Genomic DNA, 24,675 nt, shown 5'->3' with positions numbered 1-24,675 from the left:
TATAGGAATATCAACATGGTAGAACAGCATATTGCATCGGCATTCGACCGCGATCTGGAGGCTATCCAGGCCCGGATCATGAAAATGGGTGGCTTGGTTGAGAGCGCCATCCGCGAAGCTGCCCAAGCCTTGGAAACCCGCGATGAGGAACTGGCGTTGACCGTGCGTCAGGGCGATATGGCGATTGACGGGCTGGAAGAGCTGATCAACGAGGAAACCGCCCGCCTGATCGCACTGCGCTCCCCCGCCGCCTCGGACCTGCGGCTGGTTCTCTCGGTGATGAAGATTGCCGGCAACCTGGAACGCATTGGCGATTATGCGAAAAACATGGCCAAGCGCACCGGGGTTCTGGCCCAGGGGCCAAGTATCAGTGAAGGCACCTCTGCCCTGCGACGGATGGCGCGCGAGGTGGAACGGATGCTGAAGGACGCGCTGGATTCCTACATTCAACGCGACGTGGAACTGGCCCGGGACGTGATAGAGCGCGACCGCGACGTGGACCAGATGTACAACGCCCTGTTTCGCGAGTTCCTGACCCACATGATGGAAGACCCGCGCAACATATCGGCCTGTATGCACTTGCACTTCATCGCAAAAAATACCGAACGCATGGGGGATCATGTGACATCGATTGCCGAACAGGTGATCTATCTGGTTACCGGCGAAAAGCCGGAGGAAGACCGCAAAAAATACGACACCACCTCAACCACACCGCAGGAGATCTGACCAATGGCTGCCGATCAGCCCACTGTTCTGGTTGTAGAAGACGAAATGGCCCAGCGGGAAGTGCTGGCCTATAACCTCGAAGCTGACGGTTTCCGCGTGCTGCGGGCCGAACATGGCGAGGAAGCGCTGCTGGTGGTTGAGGAGGACATGCCCGATATCATCATCCTGGACTGGATGATGCCGAACCTCAGCGGTATTGAAGTGTGCCGCCGTCTTAAGACCCGCGCCGAAACCCGCAATATTCCGGTGATTATGCTGTCGGCCCGGTCCGAGGAAGTGGACAAGGTCCGCGGACTGGAAACCGGTGCCGATGATTACGTGGTGAAACCTTATTCAGTGGTTGAGCTGATGGCCCGCGTGCGCACTCAGCTGCGCCGGGTGCGGCCGTCCACTGTCGGGGTACGGCTGGAGTATGATGACATCGTGCTGGATGCAGAAACCCACAAGGTCAGCCGTTCGGAACACCCGTTGAAACTGGGTCCCACCGAATTCCGACTGCTCTCTACTTTCATGGAAAAGCCGGGACGGGTATGGAGCCGCGAACAACTCTTGGATCGGGTCTGGGGCCGCGACATCTATGTTGATACCCGCACTGTTGACGTCCATATCGGGCGGCTGCGCAAGGCGCTGACCCAGCATGGCGGCAGTGATCCGGTGCGCACCGTGCGCGGCGCCGGATATGCGCTCGGCTGATCGTTCTTCAAGGCGTGCAGAGGCGGTGCACAGGGGGCGCAGTTATGGCGTCCCCTTATTTCGCCGCGGAAATTCACCGCGGCAGCGGATCCTCTGGCTGCGCCTTGCCAGCCAGCCAGCTGCGGAATTTCTTTAGCGCCGGCGCGGTTGATTTGCGCTCCGGCCAAACCAGGTAATAGGCGCCTTCTGTCTCCACCGGTTCCGGGTGCAGCGCCACCAGGCGGCCCGTCGCCAGGTCCTGTTCCACCAGATAATCCGGCATCAAGGCGACCCCCAATCCATGCAAGGCCGCCTGAGTTATGGTTGCGAATTGATCATAGATCGTGCCGCTCAGGTCGCCATTGGTAGCGATGCCGAGCTGCCCAAACCAGTCACGCCAAGCCATAGTCCGGGTTTGAATATGCAGCAGTGGCAGTTTCAGAATTTCTTTTGGTTCGCTGATTACCCGCCCGGCCAGCAGCTGTGGTGCGCAGACCGGCAGTAGCTGTTCGTGCTTGAGCAGCAGAGAGTCCGTGCCAGGCCAAGATGCGTCACCAAAATGAATAGCCGCATCAAAGAGTTCTGTGCCAAAATTAAACGGCTCCAACCGGGTCGACATGTTGATGGTGACATCCGGGTGCAGCCGGGAAAACTCCGGTAATCGCGGCATCAGCCAGCGCATTCCAAAGGCAGGGAGAATGGCCAGATTCAGCGTGCCCGCCAGCGGCGCGGCCTGCAGCCGCAAGGTAGATTGCACGATTAGGTTCAACGCCTGCCGGATCTCGGCCGCGTAATCCTGCGCTTCCGACGTCAGCATCAGCCGTTTCTGGTCGCGCTGCACCAGCGCCATCCCCAGTTGCCGTTCCAACGTCTGCAATTGGCGGCTGACAGCGCCTTGCGTCAGAGCCAGTTCCTCCGCCGCTGCAGAGGCACTGCCCAGCCGGTCAAGCGCCTCCAACGCGCGCAGTGAGGAGATTGATGGCAGGAATTTCCGCGGAACGTTCATGTATGACTATTTGTCATGGTTTGTTGCGAAAGTCTCGCTGTTTTTTCAGGTTACTTCCCGTTAGGGTTTGGAAGAATTCCGATCCACTGAGGTGATAAAATGACCGACAAACCCGCGCTGCGCGCCAAGGATGCCCCGGATCTGGGCCGCTTCAACTGGGAAGACCCGCTGCGGCTCGAGGATCAGCTGACTGAAGACGAGCGTATGATTTCCGCATCGGCCCGCGCCTACGCCCAGGAAAAACTTCAACCGCGTATCCTAAGTGCTTATGAAAACGAGGAAACAGATCCGGAAATCTTCCGCGAGATGGGCGAAATGGGCCTTTTGGGCACTACTATTCCGGAACAATACGGTGGCCTTGGCGGCGGCTATGTGTCTTATGGCCTGGTCGCCCGCGAAGTTGAGCGTGTTGACAGCGGCTACCGGTCGATGATGTCGGTGCAGAGTTCGCTGGTGATGTATCCGATTTACGCATACGGCAGCGAGGAGCAGCGCCAGAAATACTTGCCCAAGCTTGCCACCGGCGAATGGATCGGCTGTTTCGGCCTGACGGAGCCTGACGCGGGCTCGGATCCTGCCGGAATGAAAACCCGGGCTGAAAAGACCGAAGGCGGTTACCGGCTGACCGGATCCAAGATGTGGATTTCCAACGCCCCCATCGCTGATGTCTTTGTTGTCTGGGCAAAGTCCGAAGCCCACGGCGGCAAGATCCGCGGTTTTGTACTGGAGAAAGGCCTGAAGGGCCTAAGTGCGCCAAAAATTGAAAATAAGGCCAGCCTGCGTGCGTCTGTCACAGGTGAAATCGTTATGGACGGCGTTGAGGTCGGCGAGGACGCGCTTTTGCCGCATGTTCAAGGGCTCAAAGGTCCGTTCGGCTGTTTGAACCGCGCGCGTTACGGCATCAGCTGGGGCGCGATGGGGGCGGCAGAGGCTTGCTGGCACGCCGCCCGGCAGTATGGCCTGGATCGCACGCAATTCGGTCGTCCGCTTGCCAACACCCAGCTGTTTCAGCTGAAACTGGCGAACATGCAGACGGAAATTACTTTGGGTCTGCAGGCATCGTTGCAGGTTGGCCGGCTGATGGATGCAGCCAATGCGGCGCCAGAAATGATCTCGATCATCAAACGCAATAACTGCGGAAAAGCATTGGAAATTGCCCGGATGGCGCGGGATATGCATGGCGGCAATGGAATCAGTCTGGAATTCAACGTCATTCGCCACATGGTGAACCTGGAGACAGTGAATACCTATGAGGGCACCCATGACGTGCATGCCTTGATCCTGGGCCGCGCGCAGACCGGACTGCAGGCATTTTTCTAAAAGACCCAAGCAGCGCGGGGAACTGGCCTCGCGCTGCATTTGCGCAATTCCGAGTTGCAATTATGCAATGATGCCGCCTCCGTGAATTTCTGCAAAGTTCTGTGGGGGCTGACGGTGGGGGGGCTGTTTGAAGTTGGATTCAAAAGTGTTAATCGGCAGCCGAATTAAGATCCTGATTTTATTGGTGGAATGTTACTTGCTGTGTGCACGTTGGTTAATTTCACGAAGACAGGATTGCGATTGCGCAAAGTAAAGCAATGACTTTTCGAGTTTCCTTTGCGCTGGTGCAGGCCTTTGCCTGATTAGGCGAGAGCTATTCAATCGTGCATTTCCGCAAAGCTGCTGGGCCCGCCCTTCAACGGCGTCCGTGGATTTTTCATTTTCGCAAGATCGAATTGCAGAAATGCCATGTAGATTCTGCCTGGCGGATGGCTGGTTGGGCAGGAATCTTTGTGAAATTACATTATTAACAACAGGTTATCACCCAGAGGGGCGCAGGAAAAGGGTTTTGGTAAAACTTTTTCAACTTGTTTAGCGGATGGGTTCGGCGCCTAGTGGCAACGGCTTATGGGCGCTTTCTTACCCGATCTTGAGGCGTGGTGACTACCCGATGATGGTCAAAGTGGTTTTCGCCAGGGAGGTCGTGATCTTCCATGCCAGAAGCCTGTCGGCCGGCCAAAGCAGAGCCGACAGACGGCTGGGGACCTGTTTCAGGACCTGCTCATGGCGGGCTGGCGTCAAAAGCCTAGCGACAAGTTTTTAGTTCGTCTGGACCGAGGAAGCCAGTTCGCCAGCATGAAGGGGGTCTCGTTCCTGGGATCCCGCAAAACTGCATGATTTTATGAGCTGCTACGGTAATTGTCATGGCTACGCCGTCGTCGAGAGTTACCTAGATCTGCTGGTGCGCGAGAGGATCAGGCGGTGTACCTACCGGATCCGCAAGGGAGCCTGACAGCATGTGTCCGATTGCATCGTGATGGCCTGCAACCCGAAGCGAAAGCCTGCGAGGAGCGGGCGTCCGGTAAACGCAATGTTCGAGCGACGGCAGAGGCTGAAACCAGCAGGTGTCTCAAAAGCGCGGAGTTCTTCAAACACAAACATGCCCAAGGTGTCGGAGTGCAGTTCGCTTTTTGAGCGGGCCGCAATAAAAAGCGGACCGGTAGACTCCGGTCCGCCTGATATGATGCAGCAAGTTAAGCCGGGAGATGGATGTTGAACGCTTTCCGGATTGCCATGTCTGTTGCAGCATCGAACCGGGCAGCGGACCGCTGCGACAGGATCTTCTCCTTCTTCGCAACTGCCTTTTGGATCAGATCGGGTTTCTCTAGTTCGACCCACTCCTTGGGTGAAGTCCGGTCGCCCAGATCCGGGTAAACATAGTCGATCTGCATCCGGCCAAGGGTCTGGTCGGTGCCCAGGTAATGGCCGGGTCCGCCGAGGCAGGTTGCCCGCATCTGATCCAGGGCGAGGGTATCGTCGTTCACCTCAATCCCACGCACGCACCGCTGCGCCTGACCCAGCAAATCGTTGTCCAGGATCAGCGACTCAAGACAGAACCCGAGCAGTGACGCATGCATTCCGGCAGCTTCGTAGGCCATGTTGAGGCCGGAAAGACCTGCCATGACAGCAGAGCACATCTGTTCCCAGCCGGCCTGCATGTCCGGCAGCTTGGAATCCGATGCGCCAGCTGCGGCGCCGCCTGGCAGGTTGTAGAACTTGTGCATCTGAGCACAGCCCGCAGTGAGCAGCGCCTGTTCGCCGGAGCCCACGGACATCGCGCCGGTGCGCAGATCCAAGCCAAAGGGCCAAGTGCCGAAAATTGCAGGCGCACCGGGCTTTACAGCGTTGACATAAACCAATCCGGCGAGACATTCCGCAACCGCCTGGGTGATGGCGCCGGCGATGGACGAAGGGGCGGTTGCCCCGGCCATGCCCGCGGACAGCAGCAGCACCGGCATGCCGCCTTTGATACATTCCTCCATCACACCACAGGATTCGGTCGCAAACTTCATTGGCGGAACCACAAAGCAGTTTGAGTTCGACACAAAAGGCCGCTCGCGCCATTTGTCTTCGCCGCCTGCAATCATGTGCAGCAGTTCCAGGCCCGGCTTCACAAAATCCGGTTCGGTAAAGGAAACGCCAACATGTTTGGTGGTGCCGGCGGTGGTGGCATAGATGGAGTTCAAGTCCATCTCGAGATTGTCAGGGATATCGCGGCACACCATCGGACGCTGCACAAAGTGAATATTGTCCAGCTGGTCGCAGATGCGCGCGGCGTCGTGCAGATCCTGCACGGTCGAGTCGCGGTACTCCTTGCCGTGCACGTCAACAACGCTCACCGCAGCGCCGGCGGTGCCGTAATGAACCCGGCCGCCCGACAGCAGCAGGTCGGTTTTGCCGTCCCGGCTGAAGAGGGTAAGGGAGCGGTTTGCCCTGGCAATTGTATCTTCAACCAGCGCGCGCGGGAAGCGGATCCGGCCGTCATCGCCCAGGATGCAGCCTGCGGAGGTCAGATAATCAATGCCGCTTTGCGGTGCGTCGGCAAGACCGATTTCTTCCAGCGCGGTCAGGGCAGCCTGGTGGATTTTTTCCATGTCTGCCTGGCTGAGCAGCTTCAGCGCTGTGGTTTCCATGCCGGGACGCACCGGCCGCAGGTGTTCGGGCAATCCTGCAGCGCGGGCTGCGCGGCGTGCGTTGCGCCCGCCGCTACGGGCAGCGCGGGACGGGGAGGCCTGATCGTTCATTGTGTGAGCCTTTCAAGTGATGGGAGTCAGAGCATTGAAATTTAACTCACTGAGGCCGGCCCCTTGCCGCACGGCCCCGTGCCGCACCGATGGTGCGGCAGATTAGGCTGACATGGCAGCGTTCACCCTGCATGCGGACTCCTGTTCTACTACCTGCAACTTGGCACGCTTTTGCGCCGTTTCTAGCACAACAGCGACCTCGCTGAAAAAAGCGACATATTTTTCATTAATGAGAGTTTGTGCCGTAAGCCCTGAACGGCCGCCTGTTTTTTCTAAAATGTCAGTATTGTTGATGCTGCATTCTCGTTTGTTAACGCTTCGCAGACTGTTCCATTGTTGGCAATGTGGCATCGGGAACCAAATATTAAGCATTAACGGCTATACTGGATCTCCTGGGGACGGGGCACTGAAACAGCGCATTTCAAAAGGGCACAGCCACATGCCGATGATTGAAAAGGCCAATTGCAGCCGCCCCCTAATTACAATTTTTGCAGTGGCGGCCCTGATCGCCCAGACATCTGCTGCGCAAGAATGGCGCACAGTGCAGCCTGGACAATCGGGTTGGGCTATTGCCGCAGCTGGCGGCGCCGGGGCGGGGCGTTCCTTTCAGTTTGCATATGGTCGTCAGCTGGGTGGAATGATCGTGTCGGGCACCGTCACGATGGAGCAGTCAGGGCTTCTCACAACAGCTGTGCAAGCGGAAGAAACCCATCAGCTGCGGTTGCATGCAGGCTATGACTTTGGCCCCGCAACCGGGTTTGTCACCCTTGGTGGGGTGCAGGCGGAAACATCCAGCGGATCCCGGCAAGGTCCATTGTTTGGCCTGGGCATGCGGGTTCCGCTGACCCGCACGTTGCAGGTGACCGGGGAATTGCTGCACCACGAGGCCGGACCAAGGGATGGAAGTGCCAGCCCGCACGGGGAGACCCTGTCGGTGAGTGCCGCTTTCCGGTTCTGATCTTGTCCTTTGCATATGCGCGAGTGAGATCGCCCTAGGATCGGGGAGGCCGGATTTCAATGGATTGGCAATTTCCGGCCTCTGGATTTCGGCGGAAAAACGCATGCGACAGGGGGCTTTCGGCCAGTCACTGCCAGTTCAACGGGCGTGATCATTGGGGCTCTGGAAGTTCCTGCGCGGAATCCTTTTGTAGCAGTCATCGGCGCACAGCTTGCGCTCTGACTGCAAAAAGGAGAAGTCTGAATGACTCGTTTCGTAGCTATGACAGCTATTGCCGCCGTAATGGGCAGTGCGGCCTTTGCCGGCAATTTAAGTGAACCGGTGATTGAACCCGCTCCGGCCCCGGCGCCTGTTCCGGTGGCCGATTATGGCGGCGACTGGACTGGATTTTACCTGGGTGGCCAGATCGGCCAGCTTGATGCCGACGCAAGCAACGGCGCCACCGGGGACGATACTTCCTATGGTATCCATGGCGGCTACAATCATGATTTCGGCCGTTTCGTTCTGGGGGGTGAACTGGAATATGATGCGACCGACGTAAACCTGGGCGGCGGAGCAACTGTTGACTCGGTAGCCCGCGCCAAGGTGAAGGCGGGTTACGACTTTGGCAAAGTGCTTGCATATGTGACCGGCGGTGTAGCCGAAGCTGACAGTTCTCTGGGCAGCGAAACCGGTGAGTTCTACGGTGTCGGCATTGCCTATCAGGTAACCGACCAGTGGCAGATCGGCGGTGAAGTGCTGGAGCATGAGTTCGATCAATTCGGCAACTCCGGCGTGGGTGCCGATGCCACATCGGTATCGCTGCGCGCGTCCTATAAGTTCTAAGCCTGCCAAAGACTTGGGCGCGGCACTCCTGTTCCGCTGCGCCCTTGTCCGCCCGGTCCGGGTCCAGGACGGACCGGGCGGCTGTTGCTATTTGAGGCAAAACTCTTGGCGGGCTGAATGTCCCGTGCTAAGCAGCCTCCATGAACCATAAATGCCCCATCATCATCTGCTGCATTACCTGCTGACATATCAGCGGGCTGGTTTCTGTCGTTTTCATTTCTCTGACAAGTTGCTAAGCCCGCGCTGCGCGCAATGGGTGATGCCGGCCGTCTGTGGCTGGGCATGGGAAAGGAACCGGGCATGGGAGCCAAGGACACAGTGATCAAGCTGCACAATACAAAGACCCGCAAGAAAGAGGTCTTTGAGCCGATCGACGCCAGCAACGTGCGGATGTATGTCTGCGGCCCCACCGTCTATGACCGCGCGCATCTGGGCAATGCGCGGCCGGTAGTCGTGTTTGATGTGCTTTACCGTCTGCTGCGAGAGGTTTATGGCGCAGACCAAGTGACTTACGCGCGGAACTTCACTGACGTAGACGACAAGATCAACGCCCGCGCCGCCGAAAGCGGACGGCCGATCGGCGATATCACCGCAGAAACTACCCAGTGGTTCCTGGACGACATGGGCGAGCTTGGCGCTCTGCAGCCCAACCATATGCCGCGGGCAACCGAATACATCCCCCAAATGGTCGCGATGATTGGGGGTCTGATCGCCAAGGGCCACGCCTATGCGGCGGAGGGCCATGTGCTGTTTGCCGTCGACAGCTGGAAGGCGCAGTATGGCAAGCTGTCGGGCCGCTCGGTTGATGACATGATTGCCGGCGCCCGGGTGGAAGTGGCGCCTTACAAGAAGAACCCGATGGATTTTGTGCTGTGGAAACCTTCCACCAATGAACAACCGGGCTGGGACAGTCCCTGGGGCCGCGGGCGGCCAGGCTGGCACATCGAATGCTCGGCCATGTCGTATGAGCTGCTGGGCGAGACCTTTGATATTCACGGCGGCGGCAACGACCTGATGTTCCCGCACCACGAGAATGAAATTGCGCAAAGCTGCTGTGCCCATCCGGAGGGGGAGTTTGCACAGTACTGGCTGCACAATGAGATGCTGCAGGTCGAAGGCAAGAAAATGTCCAAATCCCTGGGCAACTTCTTCACCGTGCGCGACCTGCTGGATCAGGGCTATCCAGGCGAGGTGATCCGGCTGGTGTTCCTGCAGACCCATTACCGCAAGCCGATGGACTGGACCGAGAAGAAGGCTCGTGAAGCGCAATCCACTTTACAAAGCTGGACGCGGGCAACCTATGGCATCGACCGGGAAGCCGAGTTGGTTAGCGACGAAGTTGTTGATGCCCTCAAACAAGACTTGAACACTCCCTTTGCAATCTCGATTCTTCAAAAGCTGGCAAAAGAAAAACGGCATAACGAACTAAAAGGGTCCGCAAGATTGCTTGGGTTGACTTTCTATCCAGACGAAGATGATTCAACAATTCGGTCCTTCGGAGATGCACAAAACAGGTTTGTCGATCCGTTCTACCGCCCCGACTCGTTGGTGGAACAGTTGAGAACATTTGCGTCTGAACCGGCTCAGCAGGGAATTATTACGCAAATTTATCAGAAGATACAGCGTGACTACCTAGAGGAGGCACGAACGGTTCATGGCGAAACTGCATTCCGCCTCAAGTATTTTGAAGAGGCCAACTCTAAAGGCATTGCTGATATAACGAAGGCCTACCAAACCGCACGAGAGAGCAAAGACTTTGTGCAAGCTGACCTGTTAAGGGATCAGGCAAAAGAGCTTGGCTTTCAACTCGTCATTCAAGATGGACAAGCGAAGTGGTTAAAAAGATGATTCGCGACCGCCTTTATCTCTACGACACCACCTTGCGGGACGGGCAGCAGACCCAAGGGGTGCAATTCTCCACCGCGGAAAAGAAGCAGATCGCCCAGGCACTCGACGGTCTCGGTATCGACTACATCGAAGGCGGCTGGCCGGGGGCGAACCCGACCGACAGCGCCTTTTTCAATGAGGTACCGGCGACCCGCGCCACGATGACCGCCTTTGGCATGACGAAACGGGCCGGGCGTTCGGCTGAGAACGATGACGTTCTGGCCGCGGTGATGAATGCGGGCACCCCGGCCGTGTGCTTGGTCGGCAAAGCCCACGATTACCACGTGACCCATGCACTCGGGATCACGCTCGAGGAGAATCTGGAAAACATCCGCGCCTCGGTTGCTCATATCGTGGCGCTGGGACGCGAGGCGCTGTTCGATGCCGAGCATTTCTTTGATGGCTACAAGGATAATCCCAGCTATGCGCTGAATGCCTGCCGGGCTGCCCTGGAGGCCGGCGCTCGCTGGGTGGTATTGTGCGACACCAACGGCGGCGCACTGCCGTCTGAGGTGAAGCGGATCGTCAGCGCGGTCGTCAACGCCGGAGTTCCAGGTGAGAAACTTGGCATACACACTCATAACGACACAGAAAATGCCATTGCCTGCTCGCTCGCTGCCGTGGAGGCCGGAGCGCGCCAGATCCAAGGCACGCTGAATGGTCTGGGGGAGCGCTGCGGCAATGCCAATCTGACCGCGCTGATTCCGACGCTGTTGTTGAAAGAGCCCTACGCCAGCCAGTTTGATACCGGGGTGAGCCTTGAGGCGCTTACCGGAATGACCCGGATCAGCCGGATGCTGGACGATATCCTGAACCGGGTTCCGGTGCGGCAGGCGGCTTATGTGGGGGCTTCGGCCTTTGCTCATAAGGCGGGATTGCACGCCAGTGCGATTCTCAAAGATCCGTCGACTTATGAACACATTGAACCGGGCAAGGTCGGGAATGCGCGGGTCATTCCGATGTCGAACCAGGCCGGGCAGTCGAACCTGCGTAAGCGGCTGACAGATGCAGGCCTGAACGTTGAAAAAGGCGATCCAGCGCTGGTTCGGATTCTTGAACGGATCAAGGCGCGTGAGGCGGAAGGTTACTCCTATGACACAGCGCAGGCGTCGTTTGAGCTGTTGGCGCGCAATGAACTGAGCCAGCTTCCGGAATTCTTTGAGGTCAAGCGCTATAAGGTCACTGTCGAGCGGCGCAAGAATAAATACAACCGGATGGTCAGCCTTTCTGAAGCGGTTGTGGTGGTCAAGGTGGATGGCGAGAAGCGGTTGTCTGTCAGTGAGTCACTGGATGATACCGGTAGTGACCGCGGGCCGGTGAACGCGCTTGCGCGGGCGCTGAGCAAGGACCTGGGGCGGTATTCCGCGCAGCTGGAAGACATGCGGCTGGTGGATTTCAAAGTGAGGATCACCCAGGGCGGAACCGAGGCGGTAACGCGTGTGATCATTGACAGCGAAGACAGCCAGGGCCACCGCTGGTCGACCGTAGGCGTAAGCCCGAACATCATTGATGCGTCGTTTGAGGCACTGCTGGACGCAATCCGCTGGAAGCTGATCCATGACGGCAGGGCCGGGCAGGCGGATGCAGTTTGATTCCGACCTGACCGCTTGTGCGGAATTGGTTCAAAAATCAGATCCGGACCGGTTTCTGGCCACTATGGCGGCACCGGTCCAGTCCCGGCCGTTGCTGTTTGCACTCTATGCTTTCAATATTGAACTGGCCCGCGCCCCTCGAGCCAGCCAAGAGACCATGATCTGCGAAATGCGATTGCAATGGTGGCGCGATGCCGGTGCGGAGATTGCCGGGGGCGGCTTAGTCCGCCGACACTATGTGGCGACGCCGCTGGGACAGCTTCTGAAGCCGGATCTGGCTGTCTGCATCGACGGCATTGCGGAGGCGCGGAGATGGGACATCTACAAGGATCCCTTTGAAGATGAAGCTGAATTCGACAACTACATCGACCGCACCAGCGGGTCTCTGATGTGGATGGCGGCTGCCTCTCTCGGCCAGGCCGATGAAGCCGTTGTGCGCGGTTTCGCCTATGGCGCTGGTATTGCCAACTGGCTGCGCGCAATCCCGGATCTGACGGCGGAAAAACGGATCCCCTTACTGGATGGAACTATGGATGGCGTGAAAGCTTTGGCCTGCAAGGGTTTGGACAGGCTTTATAATTCCCGTTCCAACAGCGGCGGGGTTTCCAAAACTTCCAGGGCGGCACTACTGGCTGGCTGGCAGGCTGAGGCGTTTCTGAAACAGGCTATCCGTGAGCCGGAGAGGGTTGCGAACGGCGCCCTGGGGCAAAGTGAATTCCGGCGCAGAACGGCTTTGATGTGGCGGGCCGCCACCGGGCGCTGGTAACCTCGCTGCAATGAAAAAGGCGCCCGCTTAGGCGCCTTTCACTTCTGCAGTGGATGCCGATATCAAGCGTCTTTGGGCCGTATAACCAGCCACAGAAGCGCGCCGCCCGCCAGCACCAGGAAGGGGGCCATCGCCATGTTCACGGCGCTCCAGCCTTCGACCGGATTGCCGCCCGAGCAGTTCATCAGTCCGCCCGACGCCAGTGAGGCCATTGTCACCCCGCCGAACACCAGCAGATCGTTCAACCCTTGCATCCGGCCGCGCTCATAGCTTTCGTGGGCACCGGCCAGCATTGTGGTGGCCCCGATAAAACCAAAGTTCCAGCCCACGCCCAAAAGCACCAGAGCGATGAAAAAGTTCTCGATTTCCACGCCTTGCAAGGCGACAGCGCCCGCAGCTGCAAGGATAACCAGCCCTGCCGCCACGATCTTTTCCACACCGAAGCGGGCGATCAGATGACCGGTAAAGAAGGACGGCACATACATTGCCAGAACGTGGGAGGTGACAACATCCGCGGCGTTGCCTTCGGTGAAACCGCAGCCAACCACAGCGAGGGGGGTTGAGGTCATCACAAGATTCATCAGCGCATAGGAGACCATTGCGCAAATCACCGCAACTGCGATCACCGGGGTCTTCAACAGTTCCAACCGGCTGCGGCCCTTGGGGCTGTCCGCACTGGGGGCCGGTGGTTTGGGGATGTCCAGAAACAGGAACAATGCGGCGCCCAGAACGTTCACGCCAATCACCGCCAGGTAGGTGCCGAAGAATGGAATAACAAAGGCCTGACTGGTGGCCTTTACAACCTGCGGGCCGATGATGGCGGCCGCAAGCCCGCCTGCCATGACATAGGAGATCGCCTTGGGACGGAACGCCTCGGACGCGGTGTCTGCAGCGGCAAAGCGGTAGAAGCCATGCGCGCTCATATAAACGCCTGTCAGCAGGCTGCCGATCAGAAAGATGGGAAAGGAGCCAAGGTACAGACCGTAAGCCCCGACCAGTCCGCCAAGTGCGCCAAAGGCCGCTCCTGCAAAAAAGCCCGCCCGGCGGCCCCAGCGCTGCATAACGGCTGAGACCGGAGTGGCCGCCAGCATTGATCCGGCTACGATCAGCGAGATCGGCAAGGTGGCAAAGCAAGGGTTTGACGCCAGTGACTGCCCGGCCAAGCCGCCAACAATGAAAATCATCGGCATCTGAGCGCCGAGGAGTGCCTGGGCCAGCACCAGGATGGCAACGTTTTTTTTGGCGACTGTGTCGCTGGGGGTGGTCATGCTCATGGTCATGTGGGATGCGTAGCCGTGAATATGTACGGGAGCAAGCCAGCGGGCTTGGCCTTGTGATCACGGTTTCTTTCAACTGCCAGTAATCAGGGGGTAACGTGGCGTCAAACGGACCGACATTCCTGCCAGGAGTGGGCCGGATTATCCAATGCAGCGCCTGCGTGACTGAGGGCGCGGAATGGCTGGCCGCGCACGACAGCCGGTTTGCCGACGCATTGAAACTGACCGGTCCATTACCGCTGCGCCGCAAGCCGGACGGGTTTGCCGAGCTGTTGAGCGCGATTGTGAGCCAGCAGGTGAGTGTGGCCTCCGCCAAGGCGATCTGGGCGCGGATGAAAGACGCCAAGCTCACCGGGCCGCGTGAGATTCTGCGAGCCACTGATGATGATCTGCGTACGGCGGGCCTCAGCCGCCAGAAAATTCGCTATGCCCGGGCCCTGGCAGATGCACCCATTGATTTCAATGCCTTAAGGGGCGCTCCGGACGCAGAGGTGATTGCACGTCTGGTTGAGGTCCCGGGGATCGGTGTTTGGACGGCTGAGATCTATGCGATGTTTTCGCTGGGCCGGGCCGATGTCTTTGCCTCTGGCGACCTGGCCTTGCAGGAGGCGGCGCGGCTGCTGTTTGATCTTCCGGACCGCCCCACGGACCGCGAGCTGCGGCAAATGGCCGAAGACTGGTCGCCTTGGCGATCGGTTGCGGCGCGCACCCTGTGGGCCTATTACCGGATGGCGAAGAACAGGGAAGGGATCCGATGACTCGTGTACTCAATGCCGGCCGCAAGGCACCGGTTTCCGGGAGCATCCGCTCAATTGTGGTGTTTCTGCACGGCTATGGTGCCAACGGCGCCGATTTACTGGGGCTGGCGGATCCCTTGGGCGAGCATTTACCGGATACTCTGTTTGTTGCCCCGGATGCGCCCGAGGCCTGTGCCGGCGCTCCGATGGGTTTTCAGTGGTTCCCGATCCCCTGGATCGACGGTTCTTCGGAAGAAGAGAGCATGCGCGGCATGCAAGCTGCTGCCGAAGATCTGAATGCCTTTCTGGATGCACTGATGGTGGACGAAGATGTGCTGCCGGAACAGGTTGTTTTGTTCGGCTTCAGCCAAGGCACGATGATGAGCCTGCAAGTTGCGCCGCGGCGCGAGGACGCGGTGGCCGGGATTGTTGCTTTCTCCGGCCGCTTGCTGGCGCCTGAGCTGCTGCAGGATGAAGCCGTGTCCAGGATGCCGGTTTTGCTGGTGCATGGGGATCAGGACGATGTGGTGCCGGTGCAATCTTTGCCGGACGCCGCGGAAGCGTTGCAGGAAGCCGGTTTTCAGGATGTCTTTGCCCATATTCAAAAGGGCACAGGCCACGGAATAGCTCCCGATGGGTTAAGCGTGGCGCTGGCGTTCATGCGCGATAAGCTGGGGCTCTGAACTGTCAGGCGTGCCGCAACATCCATGCTCAGAAATTTGGCCGGAAAGCGTGAGTTTTCCGGGGCGCAGCAGCCTTTTCAGGAAGCCCGGCAGTTCAAGGGGTCCAGAGATGCGGCTCGGCGATTTCGACAGAATTCCCGGCGGGGTCCCGGAAATAGATTGAATGCGCTCCGCTAGGCCAATCGAACTCGGCCTCTATTTCCACTCCCGCGGACAGCAGCCGCGCACGCATCTGAAGCAATTCTTCGCGTGGCTGCGCGAAACACACATGGCCAGGGCCGCGGGCGCCATGCGGCGGCACCGGCAAGCGCGGATTACCAGGCGGTTTTTCGGTTTCCGCAGCGTTGAAAATCAGCAGTACCGATGTTCCGCAGCGAAAGAAGACGTGTCTGTCACCGATCCGTTGGATGCGCTCCAACCCCAGGATCCGGCCGTAGAAGTCTTCGGCCGGGTCCAGATCATCCACATAAAGCGCAGCTTCCAGAATGGCGTTGGGGGCGGGGGCTTGCGATGGCATGCTGACAGAATATCAGCGCCGCCGCGGCCTGTCACTTGCCGGCGGCCGTGGCGCAGATGCCTTGGGTTTGCGCGGTGGCTTCCGAGAGGGCTTAGGGGGACCTGGGACCTTTGGCGGTTCAAGATCGTTCCATGCTCCCTGTGCAAGCCCGTCCAGTGTCCAGGCGCCAATGCTGTAGCGGATCAGCCGAAGCGTAGGATGACCGGCCGCTGCCGTCATCCGCCGAACCTGTCGGTTGCGGCCTTCACGAAGGGTAAGCTCGATCCAGCTGTCGGGGACGGTTTTCCGCACTCTGACTGGCGGCGTCCGGAGCCAGAGGCCCGGTGGCTCATCAATCACCCTTACCTTGGCGGGCTTGGTCTTTCCGTCTTTAAGATCAATACCTTCCGCAAGCCACTTGAGAGCCTGAGCGTCAGGAATGCCTTCTACCTGAACCCAATAGGTCTTGTCCATCTTGTGCTTCGGATCGGTGATCCAGGACTGCAGCCGGCCATTGTCGGTCAGCAGCATCAGCCCCTCGCTGTCGCGGTCAAGGCGGCCTGCAGCATAAACGCCGGGGCAGTCAATGTAACCGCTCAGCGTGGCCCGCGGACTGTCCTGGCTGCTGCGGTCGGTGAACTGGGGCAGGACGTTATAGGGTTTGTTGAAGCGGATCAGACGGGTCATGACTGGGCAATAAGCGGCTGGCAGCGGCAAGGCAAGAGGGCCGCGCCGCAGCAGCTTGTGGATAACTGTCACCCCGCTGACACGGAATCAGCTTAGACAGCTCCCGACATATTGTGGATCATCAGGGCTTGTCAGGTGCTAACCACGATATATAGTCAAGATAAGCTGGGGCGGGTTCCCCGCTCTGGTTCCGGGAAACGGAAGATCAGGGCGAGGAAGACGTTCACAATGGATGGCGATTTCAGGGCAGAGTTTGTCAGATCTCCAGGGGCGCTGAAACAGCACCCCGCGCTGGTACTGAATGCGGATTACCGGCCACTCTCTTATTACCCACTATCCTTGTGGTCCTGGCAGGACGCGGTCAAGGCGGCCTGGCTCGACCGGGTGGCCATTGTGGCAGAGTATGACGAGGTGGTGCACAGTCCGAGTACCGAGATCCGAATACCCTCTGTGGTGGTTCTGAAAGATTATGTAAAACCTCAAAAGCGCGTTGCCTTCACGCGCTTTAATTTATTTTTGAGGGATGAGTTCCACTGCCAGTACTGCGGCAGCAAGGGAGAGCTGACCTTTGATCATGTGGTGCCGCGTGCGGCCGGCGGGGTGACAAGTTGGGAAAATGTGGTGGCAGCTTGCAGCCCCTGCAACCTCAAGAAGGGTTCCAAATCGCTGCACAGGGCCGGTATGTCGTTGCGCAAACCGCCGCGGCGGCCGGGCGCTGAAGAGTTGCGGAATACCGGGCGCAAGTTTCCGCCCAACCATCTTCATGACAGCTGGATGGATTTCCTCTATTGGGACACCGAGCTGGACGCTTGAGGAACACTCCCCAAGTAATTGCAAAAATATGGTTTCCGGCCTCTCCGCCGATACCTTTTGCCTTGAAAGGGCAGACGCTCAAGTCCCTTGGGACACTGTCATCACACGCCGCAGTAGGCGGCGATCAGACTGAAAGGCCGGACGTGCCGGCGGCCGCGGGGGAACGGGCGCCCTTTGCATTGAATCAGTTTTTCGCGCGCTGGAGCATGCCAAACAAATCGCGCGGATCGTCCGGATCTGCGAGCATGTCCAGCTCGATGAAATAGTCAGTGCCTTTGATGCGGTCGCGGATATAACGCAAGGCCGAAAAATCCTCGATAGCAAAGCCGACGCTGTCGAACAGGGTGATCTGCCGGTTACCGGTGCGGCCCTGTTTCCGACCCGAAATCACTTCCCACAGCTCAGTGACGGAAAAGTCTTCCGGCATCTGCTGGATTTCGCCCTCGATACGGGTTTGCGGCGGGTATTCGACAAAGACGTCAGAGCGGCCGAGGATGCCGGCTGCCAATTCCGTCTTGCCCGGGCAGTCGCCGCCAATTGCGTTGATATGCACACCGCTGCCGACCATGTTGTCGGTCAGGATAGTGGCGTTTTGCTTGTCCGCGGTGCAGGTTGTGAGGATCTGGGCACCTTCAATGGCTTCTTCCGGAGTTCGACAGGACACAACCTCAATGCCCAGGCCTTCAAGGTTTCGAGCACATTTCGCGGTTGCAGCAGTGTCTTTGTCATATAGGCGCACGGATTTCAGGCCTATAATCGCCTTCATCGCCAGTGTTTGGAACTCCGACTGGGCACCATTGCCGATCATTGCCATCGTGGTTGAACCTTTAGGCGCCAAATACTTGGCCGCCATTGCTGAGGTTGCCGCGGTACGGAGAGCGGTCAGAATGGTCATCTCGGTCAGCAGCACCGGGTATCCGGTGTAGACATCTGCCAGCAGGCCGAAAGCGGTGACAGTTTGCAGGCCTTCGGATGTGTTCTTGGGATGGCCGTTCACATATTTGAATCCATAGGCCTCGCCGTCCGAGGTTGGCATCAGCTCAATCACACCGACATCAGAATGACTGGCAACACGCGGGGTCTTGTCGAACAGTTCCCAGCGTTTGAAATCGTCTTCGACATAGCCTGCAAGATCCCGCAGGATCTGTTCGATGCCGATGTGATGAACGAGGCGCATCATATTGTCGACGCTGACAAAAGGCACCAGTGCTTTTTCTGAAGGCTGTGTCATGCGGAAGTCCTTTCACGGGGGCTGAGGTGGATGCCTGTCAGCATGCAGCGCACCGACCCGCCTGCGGTTTCGATGGTGGGGATGGTCAAGGGCAGCGGCTCGGCGCTCCGCTCGATTTCTGCAACCTGCTCCGGACGCAGTGCGTCCAGCGCCTTGACCGAAAGTGCAAGAATGCGTTTTTTGCCAGTGGGTACTACCGCGCTGCCGAAATCAGCCAGAGCCTGCGCTGAAATTGTTCCGCTAAGACTGTTTGCCAGTATTTGAAAGGCGTTTCCGCCCTGTGTTTCCGTATTTGAGCGGAACTGGTGCGGCCACATTATGACCACCGCAGGAGGGGCCTGCAGGCTGGTCACTGGTAGCTCCGTGTCGGGCGGTCAAAGACGCGTCGGCCCAGAGCCGAGGCGCAGAGATCCACCATCAAATGCGCTGTGCGGCCCCTTTCATCCAGAAACGGGTTCAGTTCAACCAAATCCAAAGAGGTCATCAGCCCGGAGTCATGCAGGATTTCACAAACCAGATGCGCTTCGCGGACTGTGGCGCCGCCCGGAACCGTGGTGCCAACTGCCGGGGCGACAGAGGGGTCCAGGAAATCCACGTCTAGCGAGACATGCAGCATGCCATTGGCCTCGGCGACTTGTTCAAGGAACCGGTTCAGAGGGCCGGCGATACCGTTCTCATCGATATGGCGCATGTCATGGGTGCAGATAGAGCTGCCTTCCAGGGCAAGCCGTTCCTGGGCGTCGACAGATCGCAACCCGATCATGCAGACGTTCTCCTGCGGCACCGGGTTGGTAACTTCAGGAAAGCCGTCGAACCCGTTGCGGCCTGTGAAATATCCAACTGGCGTGCCATGCAGGTTACCGCTGTCCGACGTATCCGGTGTGTGGAAATCGGTATGCGCGTCCAGCCACAGAACAAACAGCGGGCGGCCAGCCTTGGCAGCATAGTTTGCAACACCTGCAACGGAGCCGAGCGAGAGCGAGTGATCGCCGCCCAGGAAAACGGGAAGGCCGCCCTCCAGAGCATTTTCAGCTGCCTGAGCAAGGCGCGACGTCCAGCCGATGGTCTCATTGCGGGCAAAGACCAGCCCGTCGTTGGCATCGGGCGCATAGGGGGCTGGGGTCAGGTTTCCCAAGTCCTCAACCGTATGGCCAAGACTTTCCAGCGCGGCAGTAATCCCGGCAGTCCGGAATGCGTCGGGCCCCATCAGGCAGCCGGCCCGGCGTTTACCACTGTCCACCGGCGCGCCAATTAGGATGCAATGTTGTGAAGTCACCGTTTCGGCCTCTCAAAAAAATAAACTTTCCTCCTAGAAACCTCCGATATGAGATAGATTCCAGCATACATTTTGCTCATAAAGGTCAGTGGATGGTCGAATTGGAGTGGAAAATGGACAAAACGGATGAGCGGCTGGTGTCAGCTCTTCGGCATAATGCGCGGGCGTCGCTGTCAGATCTGGCACTTGAGCTGAACCTGTCGCGCACCACGGTGCGGGCCCGGATTGAGCGGTTGCAGGCGCGCGGGGATATTCTGGGGTTTACCGTAGTGCTGAAAGAAGACGTGCTGCGGGATCCGGTCCGGGGATTGATGCTGATCGGGATCGAAGGCCGCGGCACCAACCGGATCACCCGGCAGTTGCAGGGGCTTCCAGAAGTCCGGGCAATTCATACCACCAATGGGCGCTGGGATTTGATTGTGGAGCTTGGCACCGAAACACTGGAAACGTTAGACACGGCTTTGGCAAAGATCCGCACCTTCGAGGGGATTGTGAGCAGCGAGACGAACCTGCTGCTGGCGACAAAAAAAGACAGCTGAAATTCGGAAATATTGCAGTCATGCCATTTGGTTGTAGCCTTCACTTCAGCTTACCTGACGGTTAACCCTGTTTGCGGGCACGGTTAGCCGCCGCAAACCAAAGCAGCGCCAAGCCAAAAGAGACAATGGCGTTCCAGCTGGCCATAGACAGTGACAGCATTTCCCATGGCGCCTCATCACAACGTACCAAGGGGGCAGCCATGATCTGGTCCAGCAACTGATCCGGGGATAGGCCGCCAATCGGACCGGACGTGCAAGTGGACGGGCCTTCCCACCAGCCACGTTCAACCCCGGTATGAAATGCGCCAACGCCTGCAGTGGCCAGCGCCGCCAGCGCTCCCAGATAAGGCAGCAGCGCTCCCGGAATGATCAGTGCCAAAACGCCGATGCCGGCCGCGGCGGCATGCGGGTAGCGCTGCCAATAGCAAAGTTTGCAGGGCGCCATCTCGCCAATGTACTGGAACCCCAGCGCACCCAACAAAAGCGCGGCAGAGCCGCCAGCCGCGAGGAGGATCAGAAAACGATGCATGATCAGATGAACCTTACCAGCAGGAAGCCGCCAAACAGGACAACCATGAAGGCTGTGAAAACCAGGCTCAGGCGGTGTTCAATAAAATCGCGGATTGGGACTCCGAACTTCCAGAGCAACCCGGCGACGATGAAAAAACGCAATGCGCGTGCAAGGATAGAGGTGGCAATGAAGGTGCCGACCGGCATGCCGGTCCAGCCCGACATAATGGTTATGACTTTATAGGGGAACGGTGTGATGCCGGCGCCCAGCACAGCCCAGAATCCAAAATCGTTAAAGCGCGTGTTGAACTCCGCGATGGCATCGCCTTTGCCCATCACCTCCAGCACAGGCTGGCCGATGGCCTCGTAGAAGAACGCTCCGATCGCATAGCCAAGCACGCCGCCGGCAACCGAGGCCGCCAGTGCGACCAACGCAACCAGCCAGGCGCGGGACGGGCGGGCGAGGATCATCGGGATCATCAGCACATCCGGCGGGATCGGAAAGACGGAGCTTTCGACAAAGGCGACAACGGCCAAGCACCAAAGCGCCTTGGGGTGATCGGCCAGGGCCATCGTCCGGTTGTACAGCGGTTTCAGCATTCAGTGCCCTGCATCCTCAACGGGTTTTGCAAGATGAGGTGGCATGCGCGCTGCGTTCCGTCAACCTTTGCTGCGCGGAATTCGCCACAGGCCGTTTTTTCGGCAGGGAAGAGCATTTTTGCCTCTGGACCTTGGCGTCTGGCTTGGCTAGGAACAGGACGTGGCCCAAGTGGCGGAATGGTAGACGCAGGGGATTCAAAATCCCCCGCTGGTGACAGCGTGCCGGTTCGAGTCCGGCCTTGGGTACCAATAAAAACAAAGGCCTGCAGCAAGTTCTTACTGCAGGCCTTTGTATATTTATTTTTCCGATTCAACTGAAAGCTCTCGCATTCACGCACTGCTTTTGCCTTTAGACTGTGCAAGATCAGCGGCTGTCTTTCAGGCCGTAGTCCGCGAAGGCCGCGATTACCTCCTGCATTTCGGTTTCTGTCAGGATGTGCGGCTCACCTATTGTCAGGCTCGTCGCATAACCCTTGGCCAAAGCTTCCAATTCCCCCAGGCGCCATAGCGCGCGCGGCAGGCTTTCGCCGGTGGCTACAGCGCCATGGTTTGCCATCAGGCAAGCGCTGCGGTTTTCCAAAGACCGAGTGATATTATCAGACAGCAGCTGGCTGCCGAACAGCGCATATTCTGCCACCGGCACATCGTTGCCGCCAAAGGCCGCGACCATATAGTGGCAGGCAGGGATAGGCTGACGGTTTATCGCAAGAGCGCTGCAATAGACGGGGTGCGCGTGAACCACTGCGTTGACAGCGGGCTTGGCCCGCAGAATGGCAAGGTGGAAAGGCCATTCAGTCGATGGTTTCAATTGCCCCTCCGGCCATCGGCCAGCGTCCAAAGGGATCTTCACCAGATCCTTGGGCGTCATCTTTTCATAGGGCACGCCAGAGGGTGTGATCAGCACCATATCGCCCGCGCGCACCGAGATATTGCCGGAAGTGCCCTGATTGATGCCGGTGGCATTCATCTCCAGGCAGGCGTCGATCACAGCCTGCCGCAGCCCGGGGCTGTCTTGATATGGAGGTTTCACACAGAATCCTCCGGTCTCAGGCGGTTCTGACGGCGGCCATGTCCGGAAACAATCCGGCAAGTCCGTCTTCGGAGGCATCGCAGATCCCGCGTTCGGTAATCAGGCCGGTGACCAGCCGGTTCGGGGTCACGTCAAAGGCGGGGTTGCCGCCTGATGTGCCGTCCGGGGTTACCTGCACCGCATCGATCGCACCATCCCCCTTCTTGCCTTGCACATGGGTGATTTCACGCTCGCTGCGGTCTTCGATCGGAATTTCGGCAACGCCGTCCGAGACGGTCCAGTCGATTGTCGGCGAGGGCAGGGCGACATAGAAGGGCACGCCATTATCCTTGGCCGCCAGGGCCTTCAGATAGGTACCGATCTTGTTGCAGACATCGCCGCGGCTGGTGGTGCGGTCGGTGCCAGTGATCACCAGATCCACTTGGCCGTGCTGCATCAGGTGGCCGCCGGCATTGTCGGTGATATAGCTGTGGCTGATGCCGTGGCTGCCCAGTTCCCAGGATGTCAGCGCGCCCTGATTGCGCGGACGGGTCTCATCTACCCAGACATGGATCGGGATGCCCGCGTCATGCGCCTGGTACATCGGGCTGGTGGCAGTGCCCCAATCGACGGTTGCAATCCAGCCGGCGTTGCAATGGGTCAGCAGCCGGACCGGTTCGCCCGCGAGTTTCTGTGCGGCGATTTGTTTGATCAGCTCCAACCCGTGCGCGCCGATGCTGCGGTTGATTTCCACATCTTCGTCTGCGATTTCATGGGCCAGGGCCAGCGCGGCGTCACCCCGCTCACCTGTTGCCAGCGGCCGTAGGCGGTTGCGGCACCGGTCCAGCGCCCAGCGCAGGTTGATGGCAGTGGGGCGGGTGGCGTTCAGATAGCTCCAAGCCTGATCCATCGCCGCATCGGACGGATCCAGCCGCATTGCCAGCGCCATGCCATAAGCCGCAGTGGCCCCGATCAACGGCGCACCGCGGACCCGCATTTCGACAATTGCCTCGGCAAATTCCTGCAGTGTATTCACCTGCTGGATGCGGAAGTCATGCGGCAGCCAGCGCTGATCAATGATCTGCAGCGCGTCCTTGTCATGATCCCACCACAGGGATCGGTAATGCGTACCATCTACTTTCATCTGGCTGTCTCCCTAGTCCGGCGGCTCAGCGCGAGGTGCCGGAATCGACCCGATTTACGGGTCCGGCCTAGCGCCGCCTGCGGGATTAGACAACCATCTGCACGGGGAGAATTCAATGATCGGCCGGCAGCCGCGTCAGAGTGAGGCGGCCTTGAATGTATCGCAAGCGCCCAATTCCCCAGTTTCATACCCGCGGGCAAACCAAGCCTGCCGCTGCGCACTGGTGCCGTGCGAGAAGGTGTGCGGTTGCGGCGCCCGGCCTGCGTTGCGCTGCAGCGTATCGTCGCCGATTTGTTTGGCGGCGTTCATCGCTTCGCTGATGTCCCCCGGTTCCAGCGTGCCCAAGTCATCACGTGCGTAACGGGCCCAAACCCCGGAGAAACAGTCGGCCTGCAGCTCGGTGCGCACGGAAATCGCATTGGATTCCACTTCGCTCACCTGCGCACGGTTCCGTTGCGTTTCGCCCAGGATGCCGAGTTCATTCTGCACATGATGGGCAACCTCATGGGCGACAACATAGGCGGCGGCGAAATCGCCGCCCGCACCCAGCCGCTGGCTGAGCGTGGTGAAAAAGGCCGTGTCGAGATAGACTTTCTCATCAAGCGGGCAATAAAACGGACCGGAGGCGCCGGACGCCGCGCCACAGGGCGATTGTGTCACACCCTTGAACAAGACCAGCACCGCCGGGTCGTAAGGCCGCTCCAGCTGCTGTTCAAAAATCTCGGTCCAGATCTCCTCAGTGTCTGCCAGGGTCACGCTGACAAATTCCGCGGCCTTCTGGTCGGCTTCAGTGACCGGCGCGGGCTGGCGGCTTTGCGGCGCTGACCCTTGCAGCAGGGGCGTGAGGTCGACGCCCAGAAAGGCCCCGACGACAACAATTAAGACTGCCCCGGCACCGCCGATCCCTGCGGTTCTGCCTGTGAGCCCCCGGCCGCGCCGGTCCTCGATATTCCGGCTTCCACGGCGCCCTCTCCATCGCATGTCATCCTCCTAGGTTTCAGGTCTATCGGCATCTCGGGGTCAGATAGCGGTGCATAAGCGGCAATCAATGGATGCTTCGCAGGCGGGGCAGTCCGCCCGGTCTCCATTAGGGCAACCCCTGTTGCGCGCCAAAGGTTCCACTCGCAGCCCTATCGCGCCAACAGGCTTGCGGATATGGTGAGCAGCTTATTCAATG

At 58.9% G+C, this 24,675-nt stretch carries 24 protein-coding genes, 1 tRNA gene and 1 pseudogene; 13 read left to right on the top strand and 13 right to left on the bottom strand.

The window, feature by feature from the left end:
• Positions 1 to 15: 15 nt before the first annotated feature.
• Together phoU and phoB are read left to right on the top strand one after the other, a co-directional pair.
• Positions 16 to 726: a phosphate signaling complex protein PhoU gene (gene phoU / locus AC0KW6_RS01935; protein ID WP_323779326.1), complete on the top strand. Its 711-nt coding sequence runs from the start codon at positions 16 to 18 to the stop codon at positions 724 to 726.
• A gap of 3 nt (positions 727 to 729) precedes the next feature.
• Positions 730 to 1,419, top strand: a complete 690-nt coding sequence (gene phoB, locus AC0KW6_RS01930) for a phosphate regulon transcriptional regulator PhoB (protein WP_323779324.1) — start codon at positions 730 to 732, stop codon at positions 1,417 to 1,419.
• Positions 1,420 to 1,492: 73 nt separating this feature from the next.
• On the opposite strand, the gene AC0KW6_RS01925 is transcribed toward phoB, so the two are convergent.
• Positions 1,493 to 2,404 (bottom strand): LysR family transcriptional regulator, encoded by a 912-nt coding sequence (locus tag AC0KW6_RS01925; RefSeq protein ID WP_323779322.1) that lies wholly within the window; start codon positions 2,402 to 2,404, stop codon positions 1,493 to 1,495.
• 99 nt (positions 2,405 to 2,503) lie between these two features.
• Between AC0KW6_RS01925 and AC0KW6_RS01920 the strand changes: the two genes are divergently transcribed.
• The gene (locus tag AC0KW6_RS01920; protein ID WP_474033936.1) at positions 2,504 to 3,724 is read left to right on the top strand and encodes an acyl-CoA dehydrogenase; all 1,221 of its coding nucleotides are present in this window, start codon (positions 2,504 to 2,506) and stop codon (positions 3,722 to 3,724) included.
• Positions 3,725 to 4,917: 1,193 nt separating this feature from the next.
• On the opposite strand, the gene AC0KW6_RS01915 is transcribed toward AC0KW6_RS01920, so the two are convergent.
• Positions 4,918 to 6,468 (bottom strand): trimethylamine methyltransferase family protein, encoded by a 1,551-nt coding sequence (locus tag AC0KW6_RS01915; RefSeq protein ID WP_323779317.1) that lies wholly within the window; start codon positions 6,466 to 6,468, stop codon positions 4,918 to 4,920.
• 112 nt (positions 6,469 to 6,580) lie between these two features.
• Between AC0KW6_RS01915 and AC0KW6_RS01910 the strand changes: the two genes are divergently transcribed.
• The 5 genes from AC0KW6_RS01910 (at position 6,581) to AC0KW6_RS01890 (ending at position 12,496) form a co-directional block, all read left to right on the top strand.
• Positions 6,581 to 7,426 carry a hypothetical protein gene (locus AC0KW6_RS01910; RefSeq protein WP_323779315.1) on the top strand — a complete coding sequence of 282 codons (846 nt, stop codon included), beginning with the start codon at positions 6,581 to 6,583 and terminating at the stop codon, positions 7,424 to 7,426.
• A gap of 243 nt (positions 7,427 to 7,669) precedes the next feature.
• Positions 7,670 to 8,251 carry an outer membrane protein gene (locus tag AC0KW6_RS01905; protein WP_323779313.1) on the top strand — a complete coding sequence of 194 codons (582 nt, stop codon included), beginning with the start codon at positions 7,670 to 7,672 and terminating at the stop codon, positions 8,249 to 8,251.
• Positions 8,252 to 8,551: 300 nt separating this feature from the next.
• Positions 8,552 to 10,099, top strand: a complete 1,548-nt coding sequence (cysS, locus tag AC0KW6_RS01900; protein WP_474034208.1) for a cysteine--tRNA ligase — start codon at positions 8,552 to 8,554, stop codon at positions 10,097 to 10,099.
• The gene (cimA, locus tag AC0KW6_RS01895) at positions 10,096 to 11,730 is read left to right on the top strand and encodes a citramalate synthase (RefSeq protein ID WP_474033935.1); all 1,635 of its coding nucleotides are present in this window, start codon (positions 10,096 to 10,098) and stop codon (positions 11,728 to 11,730) included. Before cysS ends, cimA begins: the two co-directional genes overlap by 4 nt.
• Positions 11,720 to 12,496, top strand: a complete 777-nt coding sequence (locus AC0KW6_RS01890) for a squalene/phytoene synthase family protein (RefSeq protein WP_474033934.1) — start codon at positions 11,720 to 11,722, stop codon at positions 12,494 to 12,496. The genes cimA and AC0KW6_RS01890 overlap by 11 nt, the downstream gene beginning before the upstream one ends.
• 62 nt (positions 12,497 to 12,558) lie before the next feature.
• On the opposite strand, the gene AC0KW6_RS01885 is transcribed toward AC0KW6_RS01890, so the two are convergent.
• The gene (locus AC0KW6_RS01885) at positions 12,559 to 13,776 is read right to left on the bottom strand and encodes an MFS transporter (RefSeq protein WP_474033933.1); all 1,218 of its coding nucleotides are present in this window, start codon (positions 13,774 to 13,776) and stop codon (positions 12,559 to 12,561) included.
• A 158-nt stretch (positions 13,777 to 13,934) separates the two neighbouring features.
• Between AC0KW6_RS01885 and AC0KW6_RS01880 the strand changes: the two genes are divergently transcribed.
• Positions 13,935 to 14,531: a DNA-3-methyladenine glycosylase family protein gene (locus AC0KW6_RS01880; RefSeq protein ID WP_474033932.1), complete on the top strand. Its 597-nt coding sequence runs from the start codon at positions 13,935 to 13,937 to the stop codon at positions 14,529 to 14,531.
• Positions 14,528 to 15,193, top strand: a complete 666-nt coding sequence (locus tag AC0KW6_RS01875; RefSeq protein ID WP_474033931.1) for an alpha/beta hydrolase — start codon at positions 14,528 to 14,530, stop codon at positions 15,191 to 15,193. The genes AC0KW6_RS01880 and AC0KW6_RS01875 overlap by 4 nt, the downstream gene beginning before the upstream one ends.
• A gap of 94 nt (positions 15,194 to 15,287) precedes the next feature.
• On the opposite strand, the gene AC0KW6_RS01870 is transcribed toward AC0KW6_RS01875, so the two are convergent.
• Both AC0KW6_RS01870 and AC0KW6_RS01865 read right to left on the bottom strand, forming a co-directional pair.
• The gene (locus AC0KW6_RS01870; protein ID WP_474033930.1) at positions 15,288 to 15,710 is read right to left on the bottom strand and encodes a VOC family protein; all 423 of its coding nucleotides are present in this window, start codon (positions 15,708 to 15,710) and stop codon (positions 15,288 to 15,290) included.
• Positions 15,711 to 15,722: 12 nt separating this feature from the next.
• A complete protein-coding gene (locus AC0KW6_RS01865) occupies positions 15,723 to 16,376 on the bottom strand; it encodes a pseudouridine synthase (RefSeq protein WP_323775877.1) in 654 nt (217 codons plus the stop codon).
• Between the two features lie 228 nt (positions 16,377 to 16,604).
• Here AC0KW6_RS01865 and AC0KW6_RS01860 point away from each other — a divergent pair, with 228 nt between their 5' ends.
• Positions 16,605 to 17,189, top strand: coding sequence for an HNH endonuclease (locus AC0KW6_RS01860; protein WP_027258957.1), 585 nt, complete (start codon positions 16,605 to 16,607; stop codon positions 17,187 to 17,189).
• Positions 17,190 to 17,373: 184 nt separating this feature from the next.
• On the opposite strand, the gene AC0KW6_RS01855 is transcribed toward AC0KW6_RS01860, so the two are convergent.
• The 3 genes and pseudogenes from AC0KW6_RS01855 to rocF form a co-directional block, all read right to left on the bottom strand.
• Entirely contained in the window at positions 17,374 to 18,420 is a 1,047-nt protein-coding gene (locus tag AC0KW6_RS01855; protein WP_474033929.1) for an ornithine cyclodeaminase, read from the bottom strand.
• Positions 18,417 to 18,620 (bottom strand): annotated as a pseudogene (locus AC0KW6_RS01850) (arginine deiminase-related protein); the annotation flags it as partial. The gene AC0KW6_RS01855 and the pseudogene AC0KW6_RS01850, both read right to left, overlap by 4 nt.
• A gap of 149 nt (positions 18,621 to 18,769) precedes the next feature.
• The gene (gene rocF / locus AC0KW6_RS01845; protein ID WP_323775875.1) at positions 18,770 to 19,696 is read right to left on the bottom strand and encodes an arginase; all 927 of its coding nucleotides are present in this window, start codon (positions 19,694 to 19,696) and stop codon (positions 18,770 to 18,772) included.
• A 113-nt stretch (positions 19,697 to 19,809) separates the two neighbouring features.
• On the opposite strand from rocF, the gene AC0KW6_RS01840 reads away from it, so the two are divergent.
• The gene (locus AC0KW6_RS01840; RefSeq protein ID WP_024089961.1) at positions 19,810 to 20,235 is read left to right on the top strand and encodes an Lrp/AsnC family transcriptional regulator; all 426 of its coding nucleotides are present in this window, start codon (positions 19,810 to 19,812) and stop codon (positions 20,233 to 20,235) included.
• Positions 20,236 to 20,296: 61 nt separating this feature from the next.
• On the opposite strand, the gene AC0KW6_RS01835 is transcribed toward AC0KW6_RS01840, so the two are convergent.
• Both AC0KW6_RS01835 and AC0KW6_RS01830 read right to left on the bottom strand, forming a co-directional pair.
• Complete coding sequence (locus AC0KW6_RS01835) at positions 20,297 to 20,764, bottom strand: disulfide bond formation protein B (RefSeq protein WP_323775873.1); 468 nt, start codon at positions 20,762 to 20,764, stop codon at positions 20,297 to 20,299.
• Positions 20,765 to 20,766: 2 nt separating this feature from the next.
• Positions 20,767 to 21,345, bottom strand: coding sequence for a YqaA family protein (locus AC0KW6_RS01830; protein WP_323775872.1), 579 nt, complete (start codon positions 21,343 to 21,345; stop codon positions 20,767 to 20,769).
• 163 nt (positions 21,346 to 21,508) lie between these two features.
• Here AC0KW6_RS01830 and AC0KW6_RS01825 point away from each other — a divergent pair.
• Positions 21,509 to 21,594: transfer RNA gene (locus AC0KW6_RS01825), tRNA-Leu, on the top strand.
• 115 nt (positions 21,595 to 21,709) lie between these two features.
• Here the strand turns inward: AC0KW6_RS01825 and AC0KW6_RS01820 are convergent.
• The 3 genes from AC0KW6_RS01820 to ypfJ all read right to left on the bottom strand — a co-directional run bounded on the left by AC0KW6_RS01820 (position 21,710) and on the right by ypfJ (position 24,479).
• On the bottom strand, positions 21,710 to 22,375 hold the full coding sequence (locus tag AC0KW6_RS01820) for a class II aldolase/adducin family protein (protein ID WP_323775871.1): 666 nt from the start codon (positions 22,373 to 22,375) through the stop codon (positions 21,710 to 21,712).
• 16 nt (positions 22,376 to 22,391) lie between these two features.
• Positions 22,392 to 23,498 carry an S-methyl-5-thioribose-1-phosphate isomerase gene (mtnA, locus tag AC0KW6_RS01815; RefSeq protein ID WP_474033928.1) on the bottom strand — a complete coding sequence of 369 codons (1,107 nt, stop codon included), beginning with the start codon at positions 23,496 to 23,498 and terminating at the stop codon, positions 22,392 to 22,394.
• A 135-nt stretch (positions 23,499 to 23,633) separates the two neighbouring features.
• On the bottom strand, positions 23,634 to 24,479 hold the full coding sequence (gene ypfJ / locus AC0KW6_RS01810) for a KPN_02809 family neutral zinc metallopeptidase (RefSeq protein ID WP_323775869.1): 846 nt from the start codon (positions 24,477 to 24,479) through the stop codon (positions 23,634 to 23,636).
• Positions 24,480 to 24,675: the final 196 nt, after the last annotated feature.

This window comes from Leisingera sp. SA215 (assembly GCF_055902035.1).
Note: the sequence above shows the minus strand (reverse complement) of the source record. Positions and strands in the feature narration are given on the sequence as shown.

Excerpts from the sequence above, each read along its gene's own strand:
- phoU (WP_323779326.1), top strand. The coding sequence starts at position 16 with ATGGTAGAACAGCATATTGCATCGGCATTCGACCGCGATCTGGAGGCT.
- phoB (WP_323779324.1), top strand. The coding sequence starts at position 730 with ATGGCTGCCGATCAGCCCACTGTTCTGGTTGTAGAAGACGAAATGGCC.
- AC0KW6_RS01925 (WP_323779322.1), bottom strand. The coding sequence starts at position 2,404 with ATGAACGTTCCGCGGAAATTCCTGCCATCAATCTCCTCACTGCGCGCG.
- AC0KW6_RS01920 (WP_474033936.1), top strand. The coding sequence starts at position 2,504 with ATGACCGACAAACCCGCGCTGCGCGCCAAGGATGCCCCGGATCTGGGC.
- AC0KW6_RS01915 (WP_323779317.1), bottom strand. The coding sequence starts at position 6,468 with ATGAACGATCAGGCCTCCCCGTCCCGCGCTGCCCGTAGCGGCGGGCGC.
- AC0KW6_RS01910 (WP_323779315.1), top strand. The coding sequence starts at position 6,581 with ATGGCAGCGTTCACCCTGCATGCGGACTCCTGTTCTACTACCTGCAAC.
- AC0KW6_RS01905 (WP_323779313.1), top strand. The coding sequence starts at position 7,670 with ATGACTCGTTTCGTAGCTATGACAGCTATTGCCGCCGTAATGGGCAGT.
- cysS (WP_474034208.1), top strand. The coding sequence starts at position 8,552 with ATGGGAGCCAAGGACACAGTGATCAAGCTGCACAATACAAAGACCCGC.
- cimA (WP_474033935.1), top strand. The coding sequence starts at position 10,096 with ATGATTCGCGACCGCCTTTATCTCTACGACACCACCTTGCGGGACGGG.
- AC0KW6_RS01890 (WP_474033934.1), top strand. The coding sequence starts at position 11,720 with ATGCAGTTTGATTCCGACCTGACCGCTTGTGCGGAATTGGTTCAAAAA.
- AC0KW6_RS01885 (WP_474033933.1), bottom strand. The coding sequence starts at position 13,776 with ATGACCATGAGCATGACCACCCCCAGCGACACAGTCGCCAAAAAAAAC.
- AC0KW6_RS01875 (WP_474033931.1), top strand. The coding sequence starts at position 14,528 with ATGACTCGTGTACTCAATGCCGGCCGCAAGGCACCGGTTTCCGGGAGC.
- AC0KW6_RS01870 (WP_474033930.1), bottom strand. The coding sequence starts at position 15,710 with ATGCCATCGCAAGCCCCCGCCCCCAACGCCATTCTGGAAGCTGCGCTT.
- AC0KW6_RS01865 (WP_323775877.1), bottom strand. The coding sequence starts at position 16,376 with ATGACCCGTCTGATCCGCTTCAACAAACCCTATAACGTCCTGCCCCAG.
- AC0KW6_RS01860 (WP_027258957.1), top strand. The coding sequence starts at position 16,605 with ATGGATGGCGATTTCAGGGCAGAGTTTGTCAGATCTCCAGGGGCGCTG.
- AC0KW6_RS01855 (WP_474033929.1), bottom strand. The coding sequence starts at position 18,420 with ATGACACAGCCTTCAGAAAAAGCACTGGTGCCTTTTGTCAGCGTCGAC.
- AC0KW6_RS01840 (WP_024089961.1), top strand. The coding sequence starts at position 19,810 with ATGGACAAAACGGATGAGCGGCTGGTGTCAGCTCTTCGGCATAATGCG.
- AC0KW6_RS01835 (WP_323775873.1), bottom strand. The coding sequence starts at position 20,764 with ATGCATCGTTTTCTGATCCTCCTCGCGGCTGGCGGCTCTGCCGCGCTT.
- AC0KW6_RS01830 (WP_323775872.1), bottom strand. The coding sequence starts at position 21,345 with ATGCTGAAACCGCTGTACAACCGGACGATGGCCCTGGCCGATCACCCC.
- mtnA (WP_474033928.1), bottom strand. The coding sequence starts at position 23,498 with ATGAAAGTAGATGGTACGCATTACCGATCCCTGTGGTGGGATCATGAC.
- ypfJ (WP_323775869.1), bottom strand. The coding sequence starts at position 24,479 with ATGCGATGGAGAGGGCGCCGTGGAAGCCGGAATATCGAGGACCGGCGC.